The sequence below is a fragment of the Deltaproteobacteria bacterium genome (genome assembly GCA_026388415.1).
In the GTDB taxonomy this organism is placed as follows: Bacteria; Desulfobacterota; Syntrophia; order Syntrophales; family JACQWR01; genus JAPLJV01.
In genome coordinates, this window is record JAPLJV010000060.1 from 1 (window position 1) to 21506 (window position 21506).

Annotated in this window: 21 protein-coding genes; 5 read left to right on the forward strand and 16 right to left on the reverse strand. The window is 49.2% G+C overall.

Annotated elements, in window-relative coordinates:
* The first annotated feature begins 666 nt into the window (after nucleotides 1–666).
* Together NT140_12050 and NT140_12055 are read left to right on the forward strand one after the other, a co-directional pair.
* Complete coding sequence (locus NT140_12050) at nucleotides 667–810, forward strand: hypothetical protein (protein MCX5832596.1); 144 nt, start codon at nucleotides 667–669, stop codon at nucleotides 808–810.
* Nucleotides 811–942: 132 nt separating this feature from the next.
* Nucleotides 943–2199: a YbfB/YjiJ family MFS transporter gene (locus NT140_12055; GenBank protein MCX5832597.1), complete on the forward strand. Its 1257-nt coding sequence runs from the start codon at nucleotides 943–945 to the stop codon at nucleotides 2197–2199.
* Between the two features lie 43 nt (nucleotides 2200–2242).
* Here the strand turns inward: NT140_12055 and ahcY are convergent, their stop codons facing one another.
* From ahcY to NT140_12095, 8 genes are all read right to left on the reverse strand, one after another.
* Complete coding sequence (gene ahcY, locus NT140_12060; protein ID MCX5832598.1) at nucleotides 2243–3661, reverse strand: adenosylhomocysteinase; 1419 nt, start codon at nucleotides 3659–3661, stop codon at nucleotides 2243–2245.
* Between the two features lie 34 nt (nucleotides 3662–3695).
* On the reverse strand, nucleotides 3696–4874 hold the full coding sequence (metK, locus tag NT140_12065; protein MCX5832599.1) for a methionine adenosyltransferase: 1179 nt from the start codon (nucleotides 4872–4874) through the stop codon (nucleotides 3696–3698).
* 35 nt (nucleotides 4875–4909) lie between these two features.
* Nucleotides 4910–5533: a DUF502 domain-containing protein gene (locus tag NT140_12070; protein MCX5832600.1), complete on the reverse strand. Its 624-nt coding sequence runs from the start codon at nucleotides 5531–5533 to the stop codon at nucleotides 4910–4912.
* Between the two features lie 98 nt (nucleotides 5534–5631).
* Entirely contained in the window at nucleotides 5632–5988 is a 357-nt protein-coding gene (locus NT140_12075; protein MCX5832601.1) for an aspartate 1-decarboxylase, read from the reverse strand.
* Nucleotides 5989–6006: 18 nt separating this feature from the next.
* The gene (panC, locus tag NT140_12080) at nucleotides 6007–6873 is read right to left on the reverse strand and encodes a pantoate--beta-alanine ligase (GenBank protein ID MCX5832602.1); all 867 of its coding nucleotides are present in this window, start codon (nucleotides 6871–6873) and stop codon (nucleotides 6007–6009) included.
* A gap of 171 nt (nucleotides 6874–7044) precedes the next feature.
* On the reverse strand, nucleotides 7045–7824 hold the full coding sequence (locus tag NT140_12085) for a Yip1 family protein (protein ID MCX5832603.1): 780 nt from the start codon (nucleotides 7822–7824) through the stop codon (nucleotides 7045–7047).
* A 34-nt stretch (nucleotides 7825–7858) separates the two neighbouring features.
* Nucleotides 7859–8623, reverse strand: a complete 765-nt coding sequence (gene truA / locus NT140_12090; protein MCX5832604.1) for a tRNA pseudouridine(38-40) synthase TruA — start codon at nucleotides 8621–8623, stop codon at nucleotides 7859–7861.
* Nucleotides 8598–9782, reverse strand: coding sequence for a phosphoglycerate kinase (locus tag NT140_12095; GenBank protein MCX5832605.1), 1185 nt, complete (start codon nucleotides 9780–9782; stop codon nucleotides 8598–8600). The genes truA and NT140_12095 overlap by 26 nt, the downstream gene beginning before the upstream one ends.
* A gap of 202 nt (nucleotides 9783–9984) precedes the next feature.
* Here NT140_12095 and NT140_12100 point away from each other — a divergent pair, with 202 nt between their 5' ends.
* Nucleotides 9985–11553 carry an acyl-CoA carboxylase subunit beta gene (locus tag NT140_12100; protein MCX5832606.1) on the forward strand — a complete coding sequence of 523 codons (1569 nt, stop codon included), beginning with the start codon at nucleotides 9985–9987 and terminating at the stop codon, nucleotides 11551–11553.
* A gap of 15 nt (nucleotides 11554–11568) precedes the next feature.
* Here the strand turns inward: NT140_12100 and gltX are convergent, their stop codons facing one another.
* From gltX to NT140_12130, 6 genes are all read right to left on the reverse strand, one after another.
* Nucleotides 11569–13020 (reverse strand): glutamate--tRNA ligase, encoded by a 1452-nt coding sequence (gene gltX / locus NT140_12105; GenBank protein MCX5832607.1) that lies wholly within the window; start codon nucleotides 13018–13020, stop codon nucleotides 11569–11571.
* On the reverse strand, nucleotides 13017–13496 hold the full coding sequence (gene ispF, locus NT140_12110) for a 2-C-methyl-D-erythritol 2,4-cyclodiphosphate synthase (GenBank protein ID MCX5832608.1): 480 nt from the start codon (nucleotides 13494–13496) through the stop codon (nucleotides 13017–13019). The genes gltX and ispF overlap by 4 nt, the downstream gene beginning before the upstream one ends.
* Nucleotides 13493–14242 (reverse strand): 2-C-methyl-D-erythritol 4-phosphate cytidylyltransferase, encoded by a 750-nt coding sequence (ispD, locus tag NT140_12115; GenBank protein MCX5832609.1) that lies wholly within the window; start codon nucleotides 14240–14242, stop codon nucleotides 13493–13495. The genes ispF and ispD overlap by 4 nt, the downstream gene beginning before the upstream one ends.
* A 59-nt stretch (nucleotides 14243–14301) precedes the next feature.
* Nucleotides 14302–15288: a TRAM domain-containing protein gene (locus NT140_12120; GenBank protein ID MCX5832610.1), complete on the reverse strand. Its 987-nt coding sequence runs from the start codon at nucleotides 15286–15288 to the stop codon at nucleotides 14302–14304.
* Between the two features lie 184 nt (nucleotides 15289–15472).
* Nucleotides 15473–15958, reverse strand: a complete 486-nt coding sequence (locus tag NT140_12125; GenBank protein MCX5832611.1) for a CarD family transcriptional regulator — start codon at nucleotides 15956–15958, stop codon at nucleotides 15473–15475.
* 189 nt (nucleotides 15959–16147) lie between these two features.
* Nucleotides 16148–16843 (reverse strand): HAD family hydrolase, encoded by a 696-nt coding sequence (locus NT140_12130; GenBank protein MCX5832612.1) that lies wholly within the window; start codon nucleotides 16841–16843, stop codon nucleotides 16148–16150.
* Between NT140_12130 and NT140_12135 the strand changes: the two genes are divergently transcribed.
* A complete protein-coding gene (locus NT140_12135) occupies nucleotides 16843–17868 on the forward strand; it encodes a hypothetical protein (GenBank protein ID MCX5832613.1) in 1026 nt (341 codons plus the stop codon). The two genes, NT140_12130 and NT140_12135, sit on opposite strands and share 1 nt — an antisense overlap.
* A 37-nt stretch (nucleotides 17869–17905) precedes the next feature.
* Here the strand turns inward: NT140_12135 and NT140_12140 are convergent, their stop codons facing one another.
* Nucleotides 17906–18556: a hypothetical protein gene (locus NT140_12140; GenBank protein MCX5832614.1), complete on the reverse strand. Its 651-nt coding sequence runs from the start codon at nucleotides 18554–18556 to the stop codon at nucleotides 17906–17908.
* Nucleotides 18557–18808: 252 nt separating this feature from the next.
* Here NT140_12140 and NT140_12145 point away from each other — a divergent pair, with 252 nt between their 5' ends.
* Complete coding sequence (locus NT140_12145) at nucleotides 18809–20479, forward strand: FAD-dependent oxidoreductase (GenBank protein ID MCX5832615.1); 1671 nt, start codon at nucleotides 18809–18811, stop codon at nucleotides 20477–20479.
* A 20-nt stretch (nucleotides 20480–20499) separates the two neighbouring features.
* Here NT140_12145 and NT140_12150 read toward each other — a convergent pair whose 3' ends face one another.
* Nucleotides 20500–21459, reverse strand: a complete 960-nt coding sequence (locus NT140_12150; protein ID MCX5832616.1) for a peptidylprolyl isomerase — start codon at nucleotides 21457–21459, stop codon at nucleotides 20500–20502.
* Nucleotides 21460–21506 lie beyond the last annotated feature (47 nt).

Here is a 21506-nt window from a genome sequence, read left to right on the forward strand (position 1 = left end):
TGACCAAGGCATGTCACCCCCCAGCCCGAGGTGAAGTCTATATACCTGTTCCCTGCTTCATCCCATACTTGGACGCCGGCACCTCTCTCAATTGAGACAGGTATCTTTCTAAAAAATAGTGGGGTGCATTTATCTTCCACCTGCATTGTCTTTGATGCTGTCATTGCCTTATTCCATTATAGCTAACACTCATGTTTTGTTTACCTGGGTACGACGCGATGTAAAGATTTTGAACTTTTATATAAATATGTTTCATGTCGTAACTTGTCCCGCGAGATCGGTAAATTTGGCTACTTCACTTTATTCCCGCTTGAAATCAGGCAATTTGTCAAGGTCACATTTTACCGATAGCGGGAAGTTGTCCACACCCCCGCCCACTTGCGCCTCTCGGTTGTCTATCATCAACACGACGGAAAAGTCCACCGAATATATTTTGTTACGGCCAGGTAGGGGGGAGGGAACGGTTCAAATTTTTTGAAATTTCACGAGGATCGGTTTCTGTGCCGGCAATATGATTTTGGACGAAGGGGGGCGGGAGAATTCAGGGAATTCCGAGGACATAATACCAATTAAAGGCATTGACCTGCTGGTAGTCTGTACTATGCCCCCCGATTATTAAATGTAAAAAAAGTTGACTTGATATGCCATGGAGATTATATCCACCACATGGCATGGGGCGTTGAATATGCCGATGCCATGGGAGGCGGCTTGGAGATCACCGCAATATTTCCCGATGGGGCGATTCAGATCAGTCAATTTGAAGGCATTGCCGCAAAGACAGAAAGGGGCAGTCTACCGAGTTCTGATTGAAAGATGTTAAATCCTGGCAGTGGATATTCTTTTCATTTAAGGGGTATATAGCTTCCTGAAGGAGAGCATTGGGTAATTTTGACGGGTGTACTTTCTTTTAAATGATATTCAATAAACAGAGGAGCAACCGCTTTGCATAAACCAAAATTGCACTACGCCTGGGTCATTGTGGGCGCCGGGGTCATCGGGGTTATGGCCTCCCTGGGGCTCGGGCGTTTCAGTTATGCCGTGATCCTGCCGGCCATGAAAGATGCTCTGGAGCTTAACTACGGGCAAATGGGGCTTTTGGGAACCGGCAACCTGGCAGGTTACCTCTGTTTTTCACTGTTTGGAGGTTTTCTTGCGTCGCGCTATGGCACTAAAATTGTGATCGTTCTCTCTTTGGTTTTCATGACGATTACTCTGATGCTGACCGGCATGGCAGGAGGATTTTATGGCACCCTGGCCGCCAGAATTTTCACAGGGGTCGGTAGTGCGGGCGCCAACGTGCCTATCATGGGCCTGGCCTCGGCCTGGTTTTCCACGCGGCGACGGGGACTGGCCGCAGGTATTCTCGTGTCCGGTTCCGGTTTGGGAGTATTGGCGACTGGTATCTTCCTGCCCGAAGTAATCAAGGCTTACGGCGCCGACGGCTGGCGCTGGGCTTGGTATTATCTGGCCGCCCTGTCACTGGTGATCACCTTGATTTGCCAATTGCTGTTGAAAGACACACCCGCAGAGAAAAATCTCTCCCCCTGCGGAACAGAAGCGGCAGTATTCACGACGGCGCCCGCCCGGGAACAGGGCAACAAAACCACCACCATTCCTTTGGACTGGGGGAAGGTGTACAAGAACCCGGCCCTATGGCAACTGGGGCTGGTTTACTTTGCCTTCGGCTTTTCTTATATTGTCTACGCCACTTTTTTCCCCGCGCACGTGATTAAAGCGGGTAATCTCAGCCAGGCCGAGGCCGGCCGAATCTGGTCGCTCGTGGGCTTCGTGAGTATGGCCAGCGGCTTTATCGGGGGGGGCATTTCCGACCTGATCGGGCGCCGTGCTGCGCTTTGCATCGTCTTTTGCCTGCACACCCTGTCCTTTGCCACTTTTGCTTACTCCACCAGCGTAATTGGTTTTTATGTCTCCGCCCTGGCCTTCGGCATCTCCGCCTGGAGTATTCCTTCCATTGTCGCCGCTTTTTCCGGCGACATCGTCGGGGCGCGCCTGGCGCCGGCAGCCGTGGGAGCGGTCACCGTTGTCTTTAGCATTGGTCAGGCCCTGGCGCCCTACGTGGCCGGCAGATTAGCCGACGCGTCGGGCACTTTTTTCTCCTCCTTCGTGCTGGCCGCCCTGGTAGCTTTGGGAGGAGCAGTCGGAGCGCTGTTCTTGAATAAAAGCGAAAAAGCAGTCTAAAAAATAACCCTGCTGCAAAAATATTAATTTCTTCTTATTCGTTCTAATACCGGTAGTAATCAGGCTTGAAAGGACCCTCCACAGGTATGCAAAGATAATCAGCCTGCTTCTGAGTCAGCGTAGATAGCCTTACATCCAGTCGCTCCAGATGCATACTGGCCACCTCCTCGTCGAGTTTCTTGGGCAACGTATAGACTGCGGGCAGCAATTTTTTGGTGGCCAATTCTATCTGGGCGAGGCATTGATTAGTAAAACTGGTGCTCATCACAAAGCTGGAATGTCCCGTTGCACAGCCCAGATTGACAAGTCTGCCCTCCGCCAGCACGATGATGGAGCGTCCTGATTTAAAGAGCCATTTATCAACCTGCGGCTTGATATTCGTCTTTTTGCAGCCCCGATTGGTTTCCAGGTAGTGCATGTCAATTTCGCTGTCGAAATGGCCGATGTTGCAAACAATTGCCTCATTTTTCATTCTTTCCATATCAGCGCCTGTTATGACATCACAGCAGCCCGTGGCCGTCACGAAAATGTCACCGGCGTCGACGACATCGGCCATAGTCTTGACTTCATATCCTTCCATGGCCGCCTGCAAGGCACAGATAGGGTCTATTTCCGTGATGATGACTCTGGCCCCGAGCCCCCGCATGGACTGGGCGCAGCCCTTGCCGACATCGCCGTAACCGCAGACGACAACCATCTTGCCGGCCACCATGACATCCGTGGCCCGCTTGATGCCGTCCACAAGCGACTCCCGACAGCCGTAAAGATTATCGAATTTGGATTTTGTGACCGAATCGTTCACATTAATGGCGGGGAAAAGCAGCTCACCGGCCTGGGCCATCTGATAGAGGCGATGCACCCCCGTCGTCGTCTCTTCGGAAACGCCGCGGATGCCGGCGCCTACCTTTTGCCAACGCTTGGGATCACGACTGAAACTCAGCTTGAGGCGGTCCATGATTACCTGGAACTCCTTGTTGTCATAAGACTTTTCCAGAAGGGAGGGATCTTTTTCCACCTTTATGCCCTGATGCACTAACAAGGTGGCGTCACCACCATCGTCCACAATCAAATCAGGCCCCGAGCCGTCCGGCCAGGTAAGCGCCTGCTCCGTACACCACCAGTAATCTTCGAGGGTTTCGCCCTTCCAGGCAAATACGCCGGCGGAATTGGCCTTCGCTATGGCAGCAGCGGCATGGTCCTGGGTAGAAAAAATATTGCAGGATGCCCACCGGATATCTGCCCCCAGTTCCTGCAAGGTTTCTATCAGCATGGCGGTCTGGATAGTCATGTGCAGGCTACCCATTACTTTCAATCCCGCCAATGGCTTTGAAAAACCATACTTTTTCCTCACGGCCATCAAACCAGGCATTTCATTTTCAGCCATATCAAGTTCCTTGCGGCCCCATTCGGCCAGAGAAATATCGGCGACCTGATATTTTAGCGCTTTGTCAATTTCCTTCATTTAAACTTTCTCCTGTGCGTATGATTTCAATATTTTAGGCGCTGGCTCCTGCCTTGAGTTTGGCAACCATATCCGTCTTTTCCCAAGGGTAATCGTCCATGAAAAGCGTCCGGGGCAGTTTCCGGTAGATGTCGGGATTGAGCAGATCAAAGCGCTCCATCATCCCCCGGGGCGTCAAATCAAAGAGCGTCTCGATAAGGGCGGCAATCTTGTTATCCGAAATACTGCCGGTGCCAAAGGTGCTTACATAGATGGAAAAGGGCTTGGCGATACCGATCGCGTAAGAGAGCTGTACGGAACATTTGGTCGCCAAACCGGCAGCGACAATGTTCTTGGCCACGTAGCGCGAACCGAAGGCTGCCGAACAATCTACCTTTTCAGGCGATTTATTTACAACCGCACCGCCGCCCAACTGCGCGCCCGGATAGCCGCCATAAAATTGAACCACTAATTTGCGACCCGTAATGCCGGAATCGGCCGCACTGCATGAATTTACCGACTGCCATTCCCCGGTGGGATTAAAGAAGAAGGCCGTTTTCTCATCCACCCATTTACCGAGGGAAGCCATGGCTATGCGTCTGGCCTGATCGGCAACGCCGGCCCTGGCATCGTCAGCCACTCGTCTGTAATCAATGGCATTCGACATCAGTACCTTCGCCACGCGGACAGGCTTTCCCTGATCGTTGTAGTCCACTGTCACCTGCCCCTTACCGTCCGGGGCAAAGATGGGATTCCTGCAATTTTCAAAAGCCCGCATCATATTGTTTACGAGCACATAGGGCAGGGGAAGCAATTCCGGTGTTTCGTTGCAGGCAAATCCATAGATGATCCCCTGGTCGCCGGCGCCGATTTCCTTATACAGGCCGAGTTCCGCCCGCGTACCAATATTGATGTCGCAGGACTGGGGAATAATCGTATTCAAGATGCCCATGGAACTTCCGTCCAGGCCCAGAATGGGATCATTATAGCCCAGTGTCAGCACGACATTGCGGACGCACTTGTCCACATCCACGTATACGCGTGTGGAAACTTCGCCGCCCACAACACAGAGCCCCTTTCCTAAAAATACCTCCACCCCACAGTGCGGCATGTTGTCAATGGTCATGCCGGTTTTTTTCTCTTCCAGCAAAATATCAGCAATAATGTTGGCGGCAATGTGATCCGCCACCACGTCCGGATGCCCGACCTTGACACTTTCCGATGTAATCTGCATTTAACCTCCTATAAACAGCTTTCTTAAGACAATTTTTATATAATAGCTTTTCGCTCCGTGGGCGTCACTATGCCCGCTGAAATAATGAGAGTGAAGGCCTCTTCAACTGACATATCCAGATAGATAAGTTCATCTTCCGGCATGATCATGTACAACCCCGTCGTCGGATTGGGCGCGGTAGGCATAAAAACACTTACGTATTGAGCATTGTTGCCCACCTTGGCACTGATTTCCCCTTCGATAATACCGGTAATGAATCCAACGGAATAGGTGTTTTTACTCGGAAAATGGAACATAACAACTTTTTTGAAACTGGCGCTGCGATCAGCGAACATGGTGTCCGCGATCTGCTTTATGGCTTGATATATGCTTCTGATGAAGGGTATTTTATCAAGCAAGCCTTCGCCCATCTTCACTATCTTGTTGCCGAAATAACTCTTAGCAATCAGACCACACAGAAGAATCAAGGCCACCGTAACGATAACGCCCAGGCCCGGTATGTGGAAGGGCAGAAAAACGTCCGGTTGATACCGATCGGGAACGATCAGCACAAGGCTATCCATCATTTCAATGAGAAAGATGAAGATGTAAATCGTCAATCCTACCGGCATGACCACAGCCAGGCCGGTAAAAAATATACTCTTTAAATTCCTTTTCAATACTAACGAACTCCAAAAATCATTTGAGCGGCGTTAAAGCGGGCTGATGCTTAACAAAAAGATTTTAGTTTTACAACACTTATCTTCTGCTTTTTCCGCTATTTTTGCTTCTTTATTCTGTTTTGTTCATCCAGAAGGATACATGTTGGAGACCAGCGTTTTGCTTCCGCATCATCCAGGAGGATGTAGGTAGCAATGATGATCAGATCGCCCCGGGAAACTTTCCTGGCCGCAGCACCGTTCAAACATATTACCCCGCTGCCCCTTTGTCCCTTGATGGCGTAGGTTGAAAATCGCTCTCCATTGGATATATCGTAAATGGCCACCTTTTCATAAGGTATAATTTCCGCGGCTTCCATAAGCCCTTCGTCAATGGAGATACTCCCCTCATAATGCAGGTCGGCATCGGTAACGGTAGCACGGTGTAGTTTTGATTTGAGCATAAATCTTTGCATGGTTTCCATCCTTTATTTTTAAAAAAGGGCAATATTAAGTGGTTCACCGAAGACATGATTATCAATCAGCCTCGTTCTGCCGATCTTCACCGCCAAGGCTAATAAAGCTTCCTCTCCCAATTGCGCCAGGTCTCGAAGAGTTAAAATACTGCATATTTTAGCATATTCAAGCTGTATCAATGGATTCTTCGCCAGGCGATTCCTCACCGCCTGCAATATCCTGGCGGCATCACGCTCGCCGTCATCATACAACCGTTTTGCCAACAGGAGTGATTGGCTTAAACTGAGCGCCGCCTCTCTTTCCTTTTCCTGCAAATAGGTATTTCTGGAACTCATAGCGAGACCATCCACTTCCCTTACGGTGGGCATTCCGATGATTTCCAGATCCAGGTTCAGGTCTTCCACCATCCGCCGGATAACCACCAACTGCTGAAAATCTTTCTTGCCGAAAATCGCCACCTGGGGTTTGACTATGTTGAACAGCTTGCAGCAGACTGTGGCCACACCACGGAAGTGGCCTTGCCTCGTTAGCCCACAAAGATTTTGCGTCACTTCTTCCAAATTTATAAAAGTCTGATAATGTTCAGGATACATATCGCTGCCGGCTGGACAAAAGATGACGTCTGTGCCAACACTGGCAGCCATTTGCGAGTCTTTGTCAAAATCCCGGGGGTATTTTTCGAAATCTTCTCCCACACCAAACTGGATCGGGTTGACGTATATGCTCAGCACCAGGCAGTCTTCCCTTTGTCTTCCTTCCCGCAGCAGATGCAAGTGCCCTGCGTGCAGATAACCCATGGTAGGAACAAAGGAGATCGTTTGGCCTGCTTGCCGGAGCTGCCGGGAAAAGGCCTGCATTTCTTTTACCGATTGAATTATTTTCATCATTTACCCTATAAAAAAAGCCCCCTGTCGCAGACAGGAGGCTTGTACATTCAACTATATACCCAAAACTCACCTCCGTCCCAGTCCGTCTGTCGGATCCAAGCGGTGCTTTCCCCTACACAATTTTTTACTGTTCGTCAAGCAATTTTCTCGATGCCAGAACCAGGAAAACTATTTTTTCTCCTGTCCGGGGATCTGACCCTTCATTGCTTCCTGCATCTGCTTGGCCGCCTCTTCTATCTGTTTCTGTTGTTCGGCAGTCATCGCTCCCCCCTGAGGCACTTTGGAAAGATCCTCCATCTTCCTGGCAGCTTCGCCCATATCTCTAACGGCCTTTTCGGTGGCTTTCTGCATACTGGCGCTCGGCACAGGGCCCGACACAGGGGAGGAGATGAAGATGCGCGACGCAAAGCCAATGACCACGGCAATGATGATAGCGGCGATAACGACGGCAGCTGTATATCCTAATGCTTTCTCCTTGGGGGACTTCATGAGAATCGGAATGCCCGTGTAAATCAGATATAAACCATAAAGCCCCAGAATCATGAGGGGGCTTAAGGCGGGAATGATGGCAAACACCCCGGTCACCCAGCCTGCGGTATAGGAGTACGCCGCCAGCTTGAGAGACTGATTGAAATCCTTTGTTCCGGCAAATTGGGGAGCGAGGTAGTCTATTATCAAGGCCAGTATATATACCCCCACCAGGTTGAGAACATACTGGACAACAGCGGAACTGAGGGAGCTTGTGAGTGGAAGCCGGTATGTTCCGATAAATGGCATGCTGATACCAATAATCGTCATCCCGATGATCGAAGCCACCGGACCAATTGCGGCCAGCGGGATGATATAGTTTTTATACAGCTCCGCTGTATTTGTGGTCTCGCCGGAAATGACCTCCCATTCCTTTTGAGGTTGAAGCAAAATCCCTTTGACACGCTCAACTAAATTCATTTTGGCCTCCTTTTAAATTGCAAAAAAATCTTGTTTAATACTTCACCTCCACCAGAAATAATCCCTGCGGCGGCGCGGTTATACCGGCGCTTCTACGTTCTTTGGCCTGCAAAACGTTTAATAATTCTTCCGGGGTTCTCTTCCCTCGGCCCACTTCAACCAGCGTACCCACCAATGACCTTACCATATATCTTAAGAACCCATCGGCTTCCAGGTAAATATTGATAATTCCCGAAGTCATTTTTTCCAGTCGCACATCTGTAACAGTTCTGATGCAATTGTAATCGCCTACCTTTTTGCCGCAAAAAGCCGTAAAGTCATGCCGCCCCTTAAGAACAGAGAGCCCCTTTTCCATCTCCATTAAATTAAGCGGAGTACGGACATACCAGGCATATTTGCGGTACAGCGCCGATCGGGTTGGACTGTTAAATATCTGATACATATAGACTTTGCTCTTGGCATCGAAACGGGCATGGAAAGATTCGGATACTTCCTGAAGTTCTTTAACGACAATATCGCCCGGTAAAAGGCTGTTCATGCCCGCCAAAAGATTTGAGGCACTGATGCCGGAGCTGGTTTTAAAATGCGCGGTCTGTTTGAGGGCATGAACGCCCGCATCTGTCCTGCCTGAACCGAAAATGGCCACCCTCTCCCTTGTGATGCGAAAGACAATGTCTTCCAGAACCTGCTGAACAGTAGCAGGGTCCCGCTGCCTTTGCCACCCGTGATAACCGGCGCCATCATATTCCACGACCATCTTCAGATTACGCACTTCAACCCTTGCCGTCCAGGGCTTCAATCGCCGGCAGCTTCTTCCCGCCCAACAGTTCCATGGACGCTCCACCTCCTGTGGAAATATAGGTAATCCGGTCGCTTTCACCCGTCCTGTTAATAGCCACATCCGTATCCCCGCCTCCGACGATGGTTGTGGCATACGAATTTGCCAGGCTGTGCGTGAGGGCGGTCGTGCCTCTGCTGAAGGCATCAATTTCAAAAACGCCCATGGGACCATTCCACACAATCGTTTTGGCATTACTCAAGGCTTCCGTAAAAAGCGTGATGGTAGCCGGACCGATGTCCAGACCCATCCAGTTGGGATTGATCTCTTGAACAGGTACAATTTTAGTTTCCGCCTCGGCACTTTTTGCCTCGGCAATGACACAATCCACCGGCAGGTAAAATTTGACCTTTAAAACTTTTGCCCGATCCATCACATCCCGTGCCGTCTCCAACAGATCGTCTTCAACGAGCGACTTTCCCACCTCATAACCGAGCGCTTTCAGAAAAGTAAAGGCCATCCCGCCGCCGATAATCAACTTATCCACCTTGTTGATGAGATGCAGCAATGCCTGCAGCTTGCCCGAAACCTTGGAACCGCCGGCAATGGCAACAAAAGGCCGGATGGGGCTGTCAACCGCCTTAATCAAATAGTTGAGTTCTTTTTTAATCAGAAAGCCGGCCCCGCAATCCTTGACAAACTTTGTGATACCGACATTCGAGGCATGACGCCGGTGAGCATTGCCAAAGGCATCATCAATATACACATCGGCAAACTTGGCCAATTCCTGGGCGAAGCCTGGATCATTAGCCTCTTCCTCCGCATGAAATCTCAGGTTTTCCATCAGCAGGACGCTCCCCGGCTTTAGTCCGTCCACTAACTCTGCCACAGCAGCGCCTATGCAATCGTTGGCCAGGCGGACTTCTTTGTCTAAGAGCCGCGACAATCGTTTCGCCACGGGGGCCAGGCTGAATTCGGGAGTCACCTTACCCTTCGGCCTGCCCAGATGGGACATGATGATAACTCTAGCTCCTTCGTCGAGGGCATAATTTATCGTGGGGAGGACAGCGCGGATTCTGATATCGTCGGTGATATTTAAACTGCTATCCAGGGGAACATTAAAATCAAACCGAAAAAGAACTCTTTTACCTTTGATGTTGATCTGGTCAATAAACAGCATAGCCCCTCCTACAGAATTCATTTTTGCACCGCCAGTATATCTCACCTTTTCAATCCGGTCAATACGAAAATATGATAAATTCCAGACATTAAAGTATGGTTGGTAGCTCCAGGGCAATAAATATCTTGAAATTATGAACCTTATTAAGTAACGTTCAAGCAAAACAATACCTGCTTTTAATCAAATGGGAGTTTGTGCTTTTATGGAAAAAGAATTGCCAGTCCCCACGGAAAAGAAAATTAGAGAGTTTGAAATAACGAGAGATAAATTGATGACCATGGGCGGAGAAAACATGATCCAGCGGCAGCATGAACTGGGGAAGCTTTCCGCCCGTGAAAGACTCGATGTACTCTTCGACGCCGAGACCTTTCAGGAATCACAGCTTTTCGTTAAACACCATTCAACTCTCTTCGGTATGGAAAAAAAAGAAATCCCTGGCGATGGCGTAATAACCGGGTTTGGCAAGGTCAATGGACGGATCGTTTTTGCTGCCGCTCAGGATTTCACGAGCGCGGGCGGAAGTCTCGGTGAAATGCACGCCAAAAAAATATGGAAAGTCATGGATATGGCCATAGCCGCCGGGAAACCGTTTATTGCGCTGAACGATTCCGGAGGGGCGCGCATTCAGGAAGGCGTACCCTCGTTGGATGGTTGCGGCGGCATCTTCTACCGCAACGTTCTGGGATCGGGTTATATTCCCCAGATTACCGCTATTATGGGACCTGCCGCCGGAGGCGCCGTTTACTCGCCGGCTCTTACGGACTGGGTTTTCATGGTTAAAGGCAGCAGTTACATGTACGCCACCGGACCGGCAGTGGTAAAATCCGTCATTGGCGAGGACGTTACCCACGAGGAGTTAGGTGGCGCCCTGGTCCACGCCACCAAAAGCGGCGTTTGTCACTTCGTGGCCGTAAGTGATCAGGACTGCATTGAAAAAATCAAGACGCTGCTTTCCTATGTGCCCGACAACTGTCACAGTCCCCTGCCGACCGTTACCTGCCAGGACAATGCCCTCCGGGAATGCCCCGACCTGGACACGATTATCCCCGACAGGTCAAACCAGGCTTACGATATGAAAAATGTTATCATGTGTGTCGCCGACAATAATGAAATTTTCGAACTTCACGAACTTTGGGCCAAGAATCTCATGGTGGCTTTTATCAGAATGATGGGCCGCCCGGTCGGTGTTATTGCCAACAACCCCCAATATGGCGCCGGCGTCCTGGATGTTAATGCGTCCGACAAGGCCTCACGTTTTATCCGTTTTTGCGATGCCTTTAATATCCCTCTCTTAACCTTCGCCGATGTTCCTGGTTATATGCCGGGAACACGCCAGGAATGGTCGGGGATTATCAGTCACGGCGCGAAACTCCTGCACGCTTATTCAGAAGCCACTGTCCCCAAGATAACCGTCGTTATCCGCAAGGATTACGGGGGCGCCTATATCGGCATGTGCAGTAAACAATTGGGCGCCGATTACGTCATGGCCTGGCCGACAGCAGAGATTGCGGTGATGGGCGCAGAGGGAGCCTGCAACATCATTTACAATCGTGAAATTTCCTCAGCCGCTGATCCGGGAGCCAAGCGGCAGGAGTTGATTAATGCGTATGAGAAACAGTTTAATAATCCGTATTTCTCCGCCGGGATGGGAATTATAGACGAAATCATCGCCCCACGCGAGACGAGAAAAAGGGTCGCCGAGCTGCTGGAAGCACTTAAAGACAAGTCAGAAGCCAGACCGAAAAAGAAGCATGGCAATATACCTTTGTAAAAGTTGAGGGCAGATTTAATCCCGGTGCAGCGACTTCAAAAGCCTTTTTATGACGGCTGGCTTACCTAAAACAGCCACTAATTTATCCAACTCCGGTCCCTGGGTGCAACCGGTAAGGGCACAGCGGATAGGCAAAAAGAGCGTGCGGCCTTTCATGGAGGTAGATAGCTGTACACTATTAATGGCCCATTCGTAATAATTCTTTTCCGGACATTCCCTGGAATTAAGACTTTCATAAAATTGCCCGACGATCCGCCGGGCCTCTTCGCCCTCCAACAAAGCATTCGCCGCCGGAGATAATTCGTATTTTTCATTATTAAAGATTGGCAGATAGTCTTTTATTTCCGACAAAGTGCGAAGATTTCCTTGGACGGCGGCGGCAATTGCTGAAACCGGCGGGTAGCCGGGATCATGGTCGCCCTCATAGCCCGCTTCGCGCATAAATGGCAGTAACAATTCAGATAATATTTCCGGAGGACATTTTTTTATATAAATGCCGTTCAGCCAGCTAAGTTTGTCTTCGTCAAATATGGCCGCGCTCTTACCCGTATTAACGATGCTAAATATCTTTATGATTTCTGATATATCAAATACTTCACGGCCCTCCCCAAAGGAATTGCCCATTAAAGCAAGATAATTTATAAGAACTTCCGGCAAATAGCCGCGACTTCTGAATTCCCGAACAGATACAGAGCCGTGTCGCTTGCTTAATTTTGTCCGGTCCTTGCCCAGGATAAGGGAATGGTGAGCAAAAACGGGGCAGGAAAAACCCCAGGCACGGTAAAGCAGTATCTGCACCGCCGTATTGGACAGATGATCCTCGCCCCTGATGACATGACTGATATTCATGAGATGGTCATCAATAACCACGGCAAAATTATAAGCTGGCAACCCGTTGGAACGAACGATGATAAAATCGCCCAGAGCGCGGCCATCGAACTTCATGGCGCCGCGGATCATGTCGGCAAATTCGATGGGGCCGTCCTCCACCCTGAAACGCCAGGCCGGCCGTCTTCCCTCATCTTCACGTATCTTACGATCTTCCTTAGTCAAATTACGGCATTTCCCCATATATCTCGGCATCATCCGGCGAGCGACCAGGCTTGCCCTTTCGGCCGCCAGTTCCTCTTCCGAACAGTAACAAGGATATACCTTTCCTAACGCAATCAGCTCAGACAAATGAGAATTATAGATTCCCAGGCGCTCCGTCTGGTGGTAGGGGGCAAAGGGACCTCCTATCTCCGGCCCTTCGTCCCAGTCAATGCCGAGCCACCGTAAGTCATCAAGAAGATTTTGTTCGAAGGTTTTTGTGGTTCTCAATTGATCGGTATCTTCGATCCGGAGGATGAAATAACCACCATGCTGCCTGGCAAACAGCCAGTTAAAAAGAGCCGTCCGGGCATTGCCCACATGGAGTTCTCCCGTCGGAGACGGGGCAAATCTGACTCTTGGTCTGGCGATATTCAACCGCGCTTCTCCTTAACCGTCACCACGGCGAAGGCGGCAACGCCTTCGCCCAATCCTACTAAACCCATGCCTTCATTGGTTTTGGCCTTGATATTCACCATCTCCGGTGCAATACGTAGAATTGTGGCCATATTAGCTGCCATCGCACTTATATGGCCCATTAATTTCGGTCGCTCCAAAACGATGGTACAATCAACGTTATGGAGCAGGAAAGCCTTTTTGTCAGCCAAGAAGACCACCGCCTGTAGAAGGATGAGGCTCGATATGTCTTTATAATTCTCGTCATTATCAGGAAAATGCCGACCGATATCTCCTTCGCCGATAGCGCCCAGAATGGCGTCACAAATGGCATGGACCAGCGCGTCGGCATCGGAATGCCCCCACGAGCCTTTATCATGGGGTATTTCAACCCCTCCGAGGATTAGCTTTCTGCCGCTGACCAGTCTGTGACTATCATAGCCGAAACCGATCCTCATTTTACGCACCTTCCTATATCACCAGATTGCGCTTCCTGGCTGCTTACCGCGTTTCTGCCCTGCCTCGTCTTTAGAATTAGCTCACCCCACTCCAGGTCAACAGCCGTCGTTATTTTTATATTATCGTAAGATCCGATTATCATTGTTACTTTTTCCCCAATGCGTTCTACCAGGGCGGCATCATCGGTACCGTAATAATTGTCAGCGTAAGCCGACTCGTATGCCTTCTTCAGCAAAGAAGCCAAAAAAACCTGCGGTGTCTGAGTCAACCACAACTGGTCACGGTTGACCGTTGCGGATACGCGTCTATGGCCGTCAACCTTCTTGATCGTATCCGTTACGGGCAGGCCTACCGTTACCGCTTGAGAACGGGCAGCCTCTTTTATGGCTGCATTTATTGTTGCCGGGGAAATAAAAGGTCTGACACCATCGTGAATAACCACCAGATCGTGATCTGAACCGATAAGATCAACCCCCCTTTTAACCGAGTCCTGACGTCGCTCTCCCCCGGTCAGAACCCGGTTCACCTTGGTAAGATGGTACGGAGACAAAATCTTTTGCGGCGCCGCTTTCACATCTTCCTCAGGCAGAACAAGATAAATGTCATCTACCAGCGATGCTTGCTGGAATGCCATTAAGGTATGCACAAGGATGGGAAGCCCGCCCAACATTAGATATTGTTTCGGAATATCGCCACCCATCCGCGTTCCCGATCCCCCGGCAGGTATAATGGCCAAAGTTTTCATTTCTACCCTGAATTAAAAGAAAAAGCCCGGCGCTCATGCAGCCTTCCGGGCTTATATAGTTATTTTTTGCTATTATTTATGGCAAATGCTTCCCGCTCGGAAGCGACCTCTTTGAATTCGGAAAAGATCATGCGACCGGCGGTGGTCTGAAGTACGCTGGTAACAGTGACAACGACACTGTCCCCTTGCTGCCTCTGGGCATTGTCTACAATTATCATGGTGCCGTCATCAAGATATGCAACCCCTTGACCCGGTTCTTTACCGTCCTTGATAATCTTGACTGTCATCATCTCGCCCGGTAGTACCACGGGTTTCATGGCATTGGCAAGTTGATTGACATTTAATATTCTGACTCCCTGCAGTTCGGCAACTTTATTCAAGTTGAAGTCATTGGTAACAATGTTGCCGCACAGTTTCTTAGCCAGCGCCACCAGCTTCGCATCAACAGCCTTGATTTTAGGAAAATCATGCTCGGAAACCTCAATATTGATGCCTGAGCTTTTCTGCATGCGGTTTAAAACATCAAGACCACGGCGCCCACGCGACCGTTTTATAGAATCCGAGGAATCAGCAATATACTGCAATTCTTCCAGCACAAAACGCGGTACCATTAAAGTGCCCTGGATAAAGCCGGCGTCACAAATATCTGCAATTCTGCCATCTATGATTACGCTGGTGTCAAGGATGCGGACATCATGTCCCTCATTCGCCTGCCCCGACAACAATATGTTGAATTCTTCTATTTTCTTTGCTCCCAGAACAAGTCCCAGATAGCCCATCACACCGGTAAGCAAGGCGTATATCCAAGGGACGACCTGCTGCTTTTCCATAATATTGCTTACAAAACTGAGGCCATAAGCCAATAAAAAGGCAATCAGCAAACCAACAATCATACCAACTACGCCACCAAATATATTTTTCAGAGGAATCTTATTAATGGCTTGCTCGATCTTCATGACAAGTAATGCAATCAGTAATCCTGAAATAAATCCCAACAGCGACCGTGGAAATCCAAAATAGCTGTCAACTATAAAGTAGCTGCTCACAGAACATGCCAGACTTAAGAGTAACCTCACAATCAATTAAATCACCCCCCTTCTCCGGCCTCAATTACGCCTTTGTTGCCCACATATACCGGGAATATGGCGATTGTTTAAGGTAACAAACTATTTACGGGATAAAACACCTTATTTAATTGTCAAAGAATCGTTATAACGGCTAAAAAAATAATTATTGAACAGAAAAAATTGTCTGCAAATCCTGCTCTATCTTTGTCTCTGCAGATTTGCTGGCTACAGAAATCTCTTTTACCAGGAGGTTTTTAGCGGTGTCCATCATTTTCCTTTCACCGAAAGAGAGGTTTTTGTCAATCTTCAAAATAAAAAGATCACGTAGAACGCTCGCTATCTCAAATACCGATCCCGTCTTGATTTTTTCCAGGTAGTCCCGATAGCGCTTGTTCCACGTCTGCCGATCAATATTTACGTTCTTGTTTCTAAGGATGGCATAGACTTTAGGAATTTCTTCCGCCGGAATGATTTCTCTCAAACCGACTGAAGCGGCGCTGTCGGTAGGGATCATAATTTTCATACCATTGCCTAATATCTGCATGATGTAAAACCTCTGATTAGATCCCATAACCTCGCGGTATTCAATGGCCTCAATAACCCCTACACCCTGTGCCGGATATACCGCTAAATCACCTACATTGAACATTTTTTACCTCGAGTCCCGGATAAATTTATTTTAATGGGGCATTCTATCATATTATGGATATCGCTGCAACACTATTCTGGCGGTATGGAATCAGCAGAGAAGGCGGGAGGCTCTCTAACTTCCGATAACTAAAATATAATCTGCGTTGCCCCGATGCCAATAGTCAATGCCCGCTCCAACCAAAAAGTTTCAACATAGCTCACTTAGAAGAAGTTCTTTATAACTTTGAATCACATGATCCGGTTTTGCCGCCAGGATATCTTCTCTTACATTTTCACCATCTGTAATAATCATTACCCTGATGCCCGCGTTTCTGGCCGCATTAATGTCATCCAGGCTGTCGCCCAGAAAAATACTATTATCCTTACTTATCCCCAACCTCCCTATCGCCAGATTCAATCCGTCCGGGTTGGGTTTAAGATTTAGAACATCGTTACGGCTAAGGGCGACATCGAAAAATTCTGCCAGACCGAGTTTTGACAAAGCCCTGGTAAGTGTTTTACCCCCCACGTTGCTTACCAGACCGGTGCGAATCCCTTTAGCCTTAATCGCCGTAAGGAAATCCTTTACGTCTGGTCGCAGAGCCCAACGTGTCAGCGCATCTTCATCATACCGGTCATATACACAACCGATTTTCTCCTGCACCTGAGTCGGCGGTAATCCTATTTCAGTTGCTACCTGCATGGCTTCTGTCATCAGGGTGGAATATCTTCTGCTAAGAACCCGGTCTTTGGCAAAACCCATATTCCAGAGCATTTTCAGGGTTTCTGCAACCGCTGCGGAAAGCTGCCACTGAAAGTCTACCAAGGTTCCCTCAAAATCAAAAAGCATTGCCTCGATATTATTTAAACGCATGCCGCGTGTCATGCGGATCGGTTGGTTCATTGGTATCCTCCCATGATCTAAAAGGATTCTGCCTTTCAGCATGTGATGAGAGTAACACAAGAACAACAAACTATCAATGCGAACGTACCGATTTTTCAAATAAAAACCCGAGGCTGACACGCTATTCAATTTATCAAGAAGAGTCTGAGTTGTGGTTACTATCCCACAGCGCTTTCTGCGTAATTCGCTGGCAACTATTCGTGAATTGGCATACAATGCCCCCGGAGTCAGATAAGCGGGATAATATCATTGGAAAGGATCAAATGAAAAAGTACCGGAATAAATCTCCCGAAGAGGTGATTAAATTAGTGACGATAGAAATTATTGAGCGTGCCATAAAACTGGGAGCGAAAAATAACCGTTCGATATTTATCAGTAAAACCTCCGGCGGCAAGGGAGTTGCCGTGCAGATGTTAAATCCCCAAACAAAGGAAGGGAGGGAAAATTTAGAAAAGTTTTTTCGCCCCGTAAGAAGGCACTATACAATTTCCGGGCTGGGGTCTCCGGAAGAACCGAATGCGATCAATTGGCGAGTCCTTAACCTTCCGTTCGGCAGGAGAGTTTTGCTTGTATTTCAGGGCATCGTATCTTACCTGCTGAAAGGAACTCCCCGGAAAAACATATTTTGCCGCTGGATGGGTGTGCATATTGGGAAAGGTACGGAAATAATGCAGATGGTCTGGTTTGACCACTTCCGTCCGGAGCTGATTTTTATCGCTGATAATACTCTCCTGGGGGCGTTGAGCCGGCTTACGGTTCATATTTATGAAGGCAATGGTAAATTCCGCTATGGACTGATTGAAATAGGCAGCAATTGTAAATTGGCCTCAGGCACCGGAATTGGACCAATACAGATTGGAGATAACGTAAGAACCATGCCGGGGACTACACTTTCTCCTTATTTCTCTAAAATAAAATCCGGATCTGTGGTTGGCTGGGATACACCGCATGTAAAAGAACTCCAGCAAGAAGAAGTTCCGATGTTGGAGGATATTCAGGAAACATCAGGTTCTTCATCCTTATAACGGGCCTGTATTTGCCGCATAATTAGTAATGTAGAAATCATCCCATTGATCGAGGTTCGATATTTTCCTGTCTTAAAAAATGGCGCCGGTAAAAAGCCAGCTCCGCGATGGAAGCCTGCAGGTCATAGTAGGCATCGTGACGGGTTCCCGCAGCCGGCAGAACCGCCTCGGGAAAATATTTTCGGACGATATCCGAATTCTCTTTTTCAAATTCAATATCAGGGTGGATCCGCTGCCATTCCAACTTGAAGGAGGTTACATCAAGATGGCGGTAATGGAGCCTGCTCCGGAAACGGGGGAGAAAGTGGTGCACCAGCCACCAGTCGGCATGGATGCTGTTACCTGCCAGGAAAGGCCTCTCCCTTTCGTTCGCTGCCGGAGGACCGACAACCGCATCTACATAGGCGGCAAGCTGGTTGTCCGCTTCGGCAAGATCTACTGCCAATTCAGAGCGACATGCAATAACCAGGTCCGGGAGATTTTGCTCGACCCATGGGCTCGGTTTTTCACCCATCAGCAGCCGGACGGGCAATATTACATCATTTACCTGAGGAACAACGCGTCGCAATGAAGCATCCGTAATCAAAGCGGAAACTTGAAGCAGTTGCGCCCTCTCCAGATCGAGGTCTGAATATTCCGTATCGAACCAGATATAAAAATCGGCCCCTTTTTTGCTATTATCTGACATTTTGCTCAATCTCATTTGCAGTGCCGGGATAATTCCCGGATGTTTGGACCAGTGGCTTAAGAAAATCTTCACTCATAACGACGATGACAAATTGGCTGAGACATTGCTTGTAAGGGATCGAAGTATAGGGGGGCTATTTTTGCTTGTCAATGGATATTTTAACTGACTGGGTGGCCAGAAACGTTACTATTGACATCCGCAATTATTTCCATTACCCCTGTTGCCGGAAATGAAAACAGGTGGAGGAGAATAATGATGCTGGGCCATAAGCGTATTGCTCGGAAAATAATTATTGTAGGTGGCGTCGCCGGCGGCATGTCCGCCGCTGCCAGACTGCGGCGTCTTGCTGAGGAAGCGGAAATTATTGTCTTTGAAAAAGGGGAATATATCTCCTTTGCCAATTGCGGCCTGCCTTACTACATTGGCGGTGTAATCAAAGACCGGGCGGCACTGATAATACAGACTCCCGCCGCTTTTTCCAAGCAATTCCAAGTTGATGTGCGCGTAGCTCATGAGGTTCTGTCCCTTAATCGGGCAGCAAAAAAAATAATGGTAAAGGATTTAGCCTCAGAACGGATCTACGAGGAGAGCTATGATAAGCTGATTTTGGCACCCGGCGCAGAACCATTGCGGCCCCCATTGCCGGGGATAGAGCACGAAAAAATCTTCACGTTGCGCACGCTCGGCGATACCGATAAAATTCGGGATTTCCTTGAGAACAATAAACCTAAAACCGCGCTTGTCGTCGGAGGCGGCCCCATCGGATTGGAAATGGCCGAAAATCTGGCGGAGGCAGGACTTCAGATAACCCTTGCCGAGGCCCTGCCGCAGGTAATGAATACTGCGGATATGGAAATTGCCGCCCTGATCCATAAAAATCTGCGAGAAAGAGGAATAGCACTTTGTTTGTCTAACGGTGTAAAATCCTTTGCCGATAACGCCGGTAAAGTTGTTACCTTACTGACAAGTGGACGGGAAATTGTGACGGATTTGGTCATCTTTGCCGTGGGGGTAAGGCCGGAAACAAAGCTGGCCACGGAAGCTGGTTTGGCTGTCGGCCGGGGGATCAGTGTCAACGAATTCCTGCAGACATCCGATGAAGATATCTATGCCATCGGCGACGCCATAGAATTTATGAACCCCCTGACGGGTAAGAAATATGTTGCGGCCCTTGCCGGTCCGGCTAACAAACAGGGCAGAATGGTGGCGGATAATATTGTCGAAGGAAATAACAAAAAATATTACGGTACGTTAGGTACGGCGGCAGTAAAAATATTTGCCGTGACGGTGGCCGTTACCGGCCTTACGGCCAAAGTGCTGGATGCCGAACAGATACCTTATGAATCGGTAATCATTCATCCCGGCAGCCACGCCGGCTATTATCCCGGCGCTTCCGCCATTACTCTCAAACTTCTTTTCTCGCCGACCGACGGCAAAATTCTGGGGGCGCAGGCGGCAGGTTTGGAAGGTGTGGACAGGAGCATTGACGTGATCTCGGCTTACATCTCAAAGCAAGGTACGGTTTATGATTTGACAAGTTACGAGCATTGTTATGCACCACCCTATTCCTCCGCCAAGGACGCAGTGAACATGGCCGGGTTTGTGGCAGAAAATGTGTTGTCGGGCAAAGTGAAAACGATAAATTGGAACAAGATTGCCTCGATGGGCGACGATGTTTTCCTGCTCGACGTGAGAACGGCCGAAGAGTGCCAGCGTGGTATGGTCAGCGGCGCCGTTAATATCCCCCTGGATGATTTGCGGGCACGGCTCGGCGAGGCGCCGCAGGGCAGTAAGATCGCCGTATACTGCGGCGTGGGCATTCGTTCCTATGTGGCCGTGAGAATTTTGATGCAGAAAGGTTATGAAGAAGTATATAATTTGTCAGGCGGCTTTATGACCTATAGCATTCTTCAAGAACAATAGTACGGGGATCAGGGAGATGATCAAAGTTTGATTTCGATCAGCGACTTTTTGCGCAGCGCGGCCAGCCATTCATCGAATTTTTTCATCATCTTCTGTTCTTCAATGCGTCCCTGAATCTCTTCGCGCACCTCCTCGATCGGCTTGAGACCGCCACCCCGCTTGTCGAGCGCCCTGATGATATGAAAACCGGCCGGGGACTCAATGATGCCGCTGACCGCGCCTTTATCCAGAGCAAAAGCGGCTTTTTCCACTTCCGGAAGCACCATCCCCCTCTCGATAAAGCCCAAATCACCGCCGCCGGCGGCTGGTCCCGAGGCAATACTGGCCGCCAGGATCTCGAAAGGTTCGCCGTTCTTCAGCCGCCCGCTTATCTCTTCGGCCGCCTTTCTCATCTTTTCCCTGGCCTCACCCCCTGCGTCTTTGGGCAAAGTGAGTAAAATCTGCTGGATGCGAACCGCTTCCCGGCCTTCATAATCGCTGCGATGAACGCGATAATATTCGCCTATCTCTTGATCCGTCACCATCAATCTGGATTTAATCTCCCGCCTTAAGAGACGCATCCGGACCATCTGCTCCCGGACGTCTTTCTTGTAAGCGCTTAATGATAAGCCTTCCTTCGCCAGCTCTTTGGCTAAATCATCCAAGGCGACGTTCCTGCGGTCAGCCATATCCTTGATCGCCGCCGTCACCTCTTCGTCCTTGACGGAAATGCCGTTTTTTCTCGCTTCCTGTTCAATTAGACTGGCGTCAATAAGCCTGTTCAGGAAAGCTTTCCTGGATTCGGCGAGGGCCGTATCCCGCTCCGCCCCCTTGTATGTGTCTTCAATTCTCTTCCGGTAAGGCTCGAAGGCAGTGTTCAATTCCGACAGGATAATAATATCTTCATTGACCACGGCCACAATCCTATCCACAGATTCGGCCTGCAGCGATGACGCAGCCAGGATTACCGCCAGGAACCATAAACTTATAAATTTCTTCACGCTACCCCCTCCTACCGGCGAATACCCTAAAGGGCACGCGAGCCGAT

Excerpts from the sequence above, each read along its gene's own strand:
- NT140_12050 (MCX5832596.1), top strand. The coding sequence starts at position 667 with ATGGCATGGGGCGTTGAATATGCCGATGCCATGGGAGGCGGCTTGGAG.
- ahcY (MCX5832598.1), bottom strand. The coding sequence starts at position 3,661 with ATGAAGGAAATTGACAAAGCGCTAAAATATCAGGTCGCCGATATTTCT.
- metK (MCX5832599.1), bottom strand. The coding sequence starts at position 4,874 with ATGCAGATTACATCGGAAAGTGTCAAGGTCGGGCATCCGGACGTGGTG.
- NT140_12075 (MCX5832601.1), bottom strand. The coding sequence starts at position 5,988 with ATGCAAAGATTTATGCTCAAATCAAAACTACACCGTGCTACCGTTACC.
- panC (MCX5832602.1), bottom strand. The coding sequence starts at position 6,873 with ATGAAAATAATTCAATCGGTAAAAGAAATGCAGGCCTTTTCCCGGCAG.
- NT140_12085 (MCX5832603.1), bottom strand. The coding sequence starts at position 7,824 with ATGAATTTAGTTGAGCGTGTCAAAGGGATTTTGCTTCAACCTCAAAAG.
- NT140_12095 (MCX5832605.1), bottom strand. The coding sequence starts at position 9,782 with ATGCTGTTTATTGACCAGATCAACATCAAAGGTAAAAGAGTTCTTTTT.
- NT140_12100 (MCX5832606.1), top strand. The coding sequence starts at position 9,985 with ATGGAAAAAGAATTGCCAGTCCCCACGGAAAAGAAAATTAGAGAGTTT.
- ispF (MCX5832608.1), bottom strand. The coding sequence starts at position 13,496 with ATGAGGATCGGTTTCGGCTATGATAGTCACAGACTGGTCAGCGGCAGA.
- ispD (MCX5832609.1), bottom strand. The coding sequence starts at position 14,242 with ATGAAAACTTTGGCCATTATACCTGCCGGGGGATCGGGAACGCGGATG.
- NT140_12125 (MCX5832611.1), bottom strand. The coding sequence starts at position 15,958 with ATGTTCAATGTAGGTGATTTAGCGGTATATCCGGCACAGGGTGTAGGG.
- NT140_12130 (MCX5832612.1), bottom strand. The coding sequence starts at position 16,843 with ATGAACCAACCGATCCGCATGACACGCGGCATGCGTTTAAATAATATC.
- NT140_12140 (MCX5832614.1), bottom strand. The coding sequence starts at position 18,556 with ATGTCAGATAATAGCAAAAAAGGGGCCGATTTTTATATCTGGTTCGAT.
- NT140_12145 (MCX5832615.1), top strand. The coding sequence starts at position 18,809 with ATGATGCTGGGCCATAAGCGTATTGCTCGGAAAATAATTATTGTAGGT.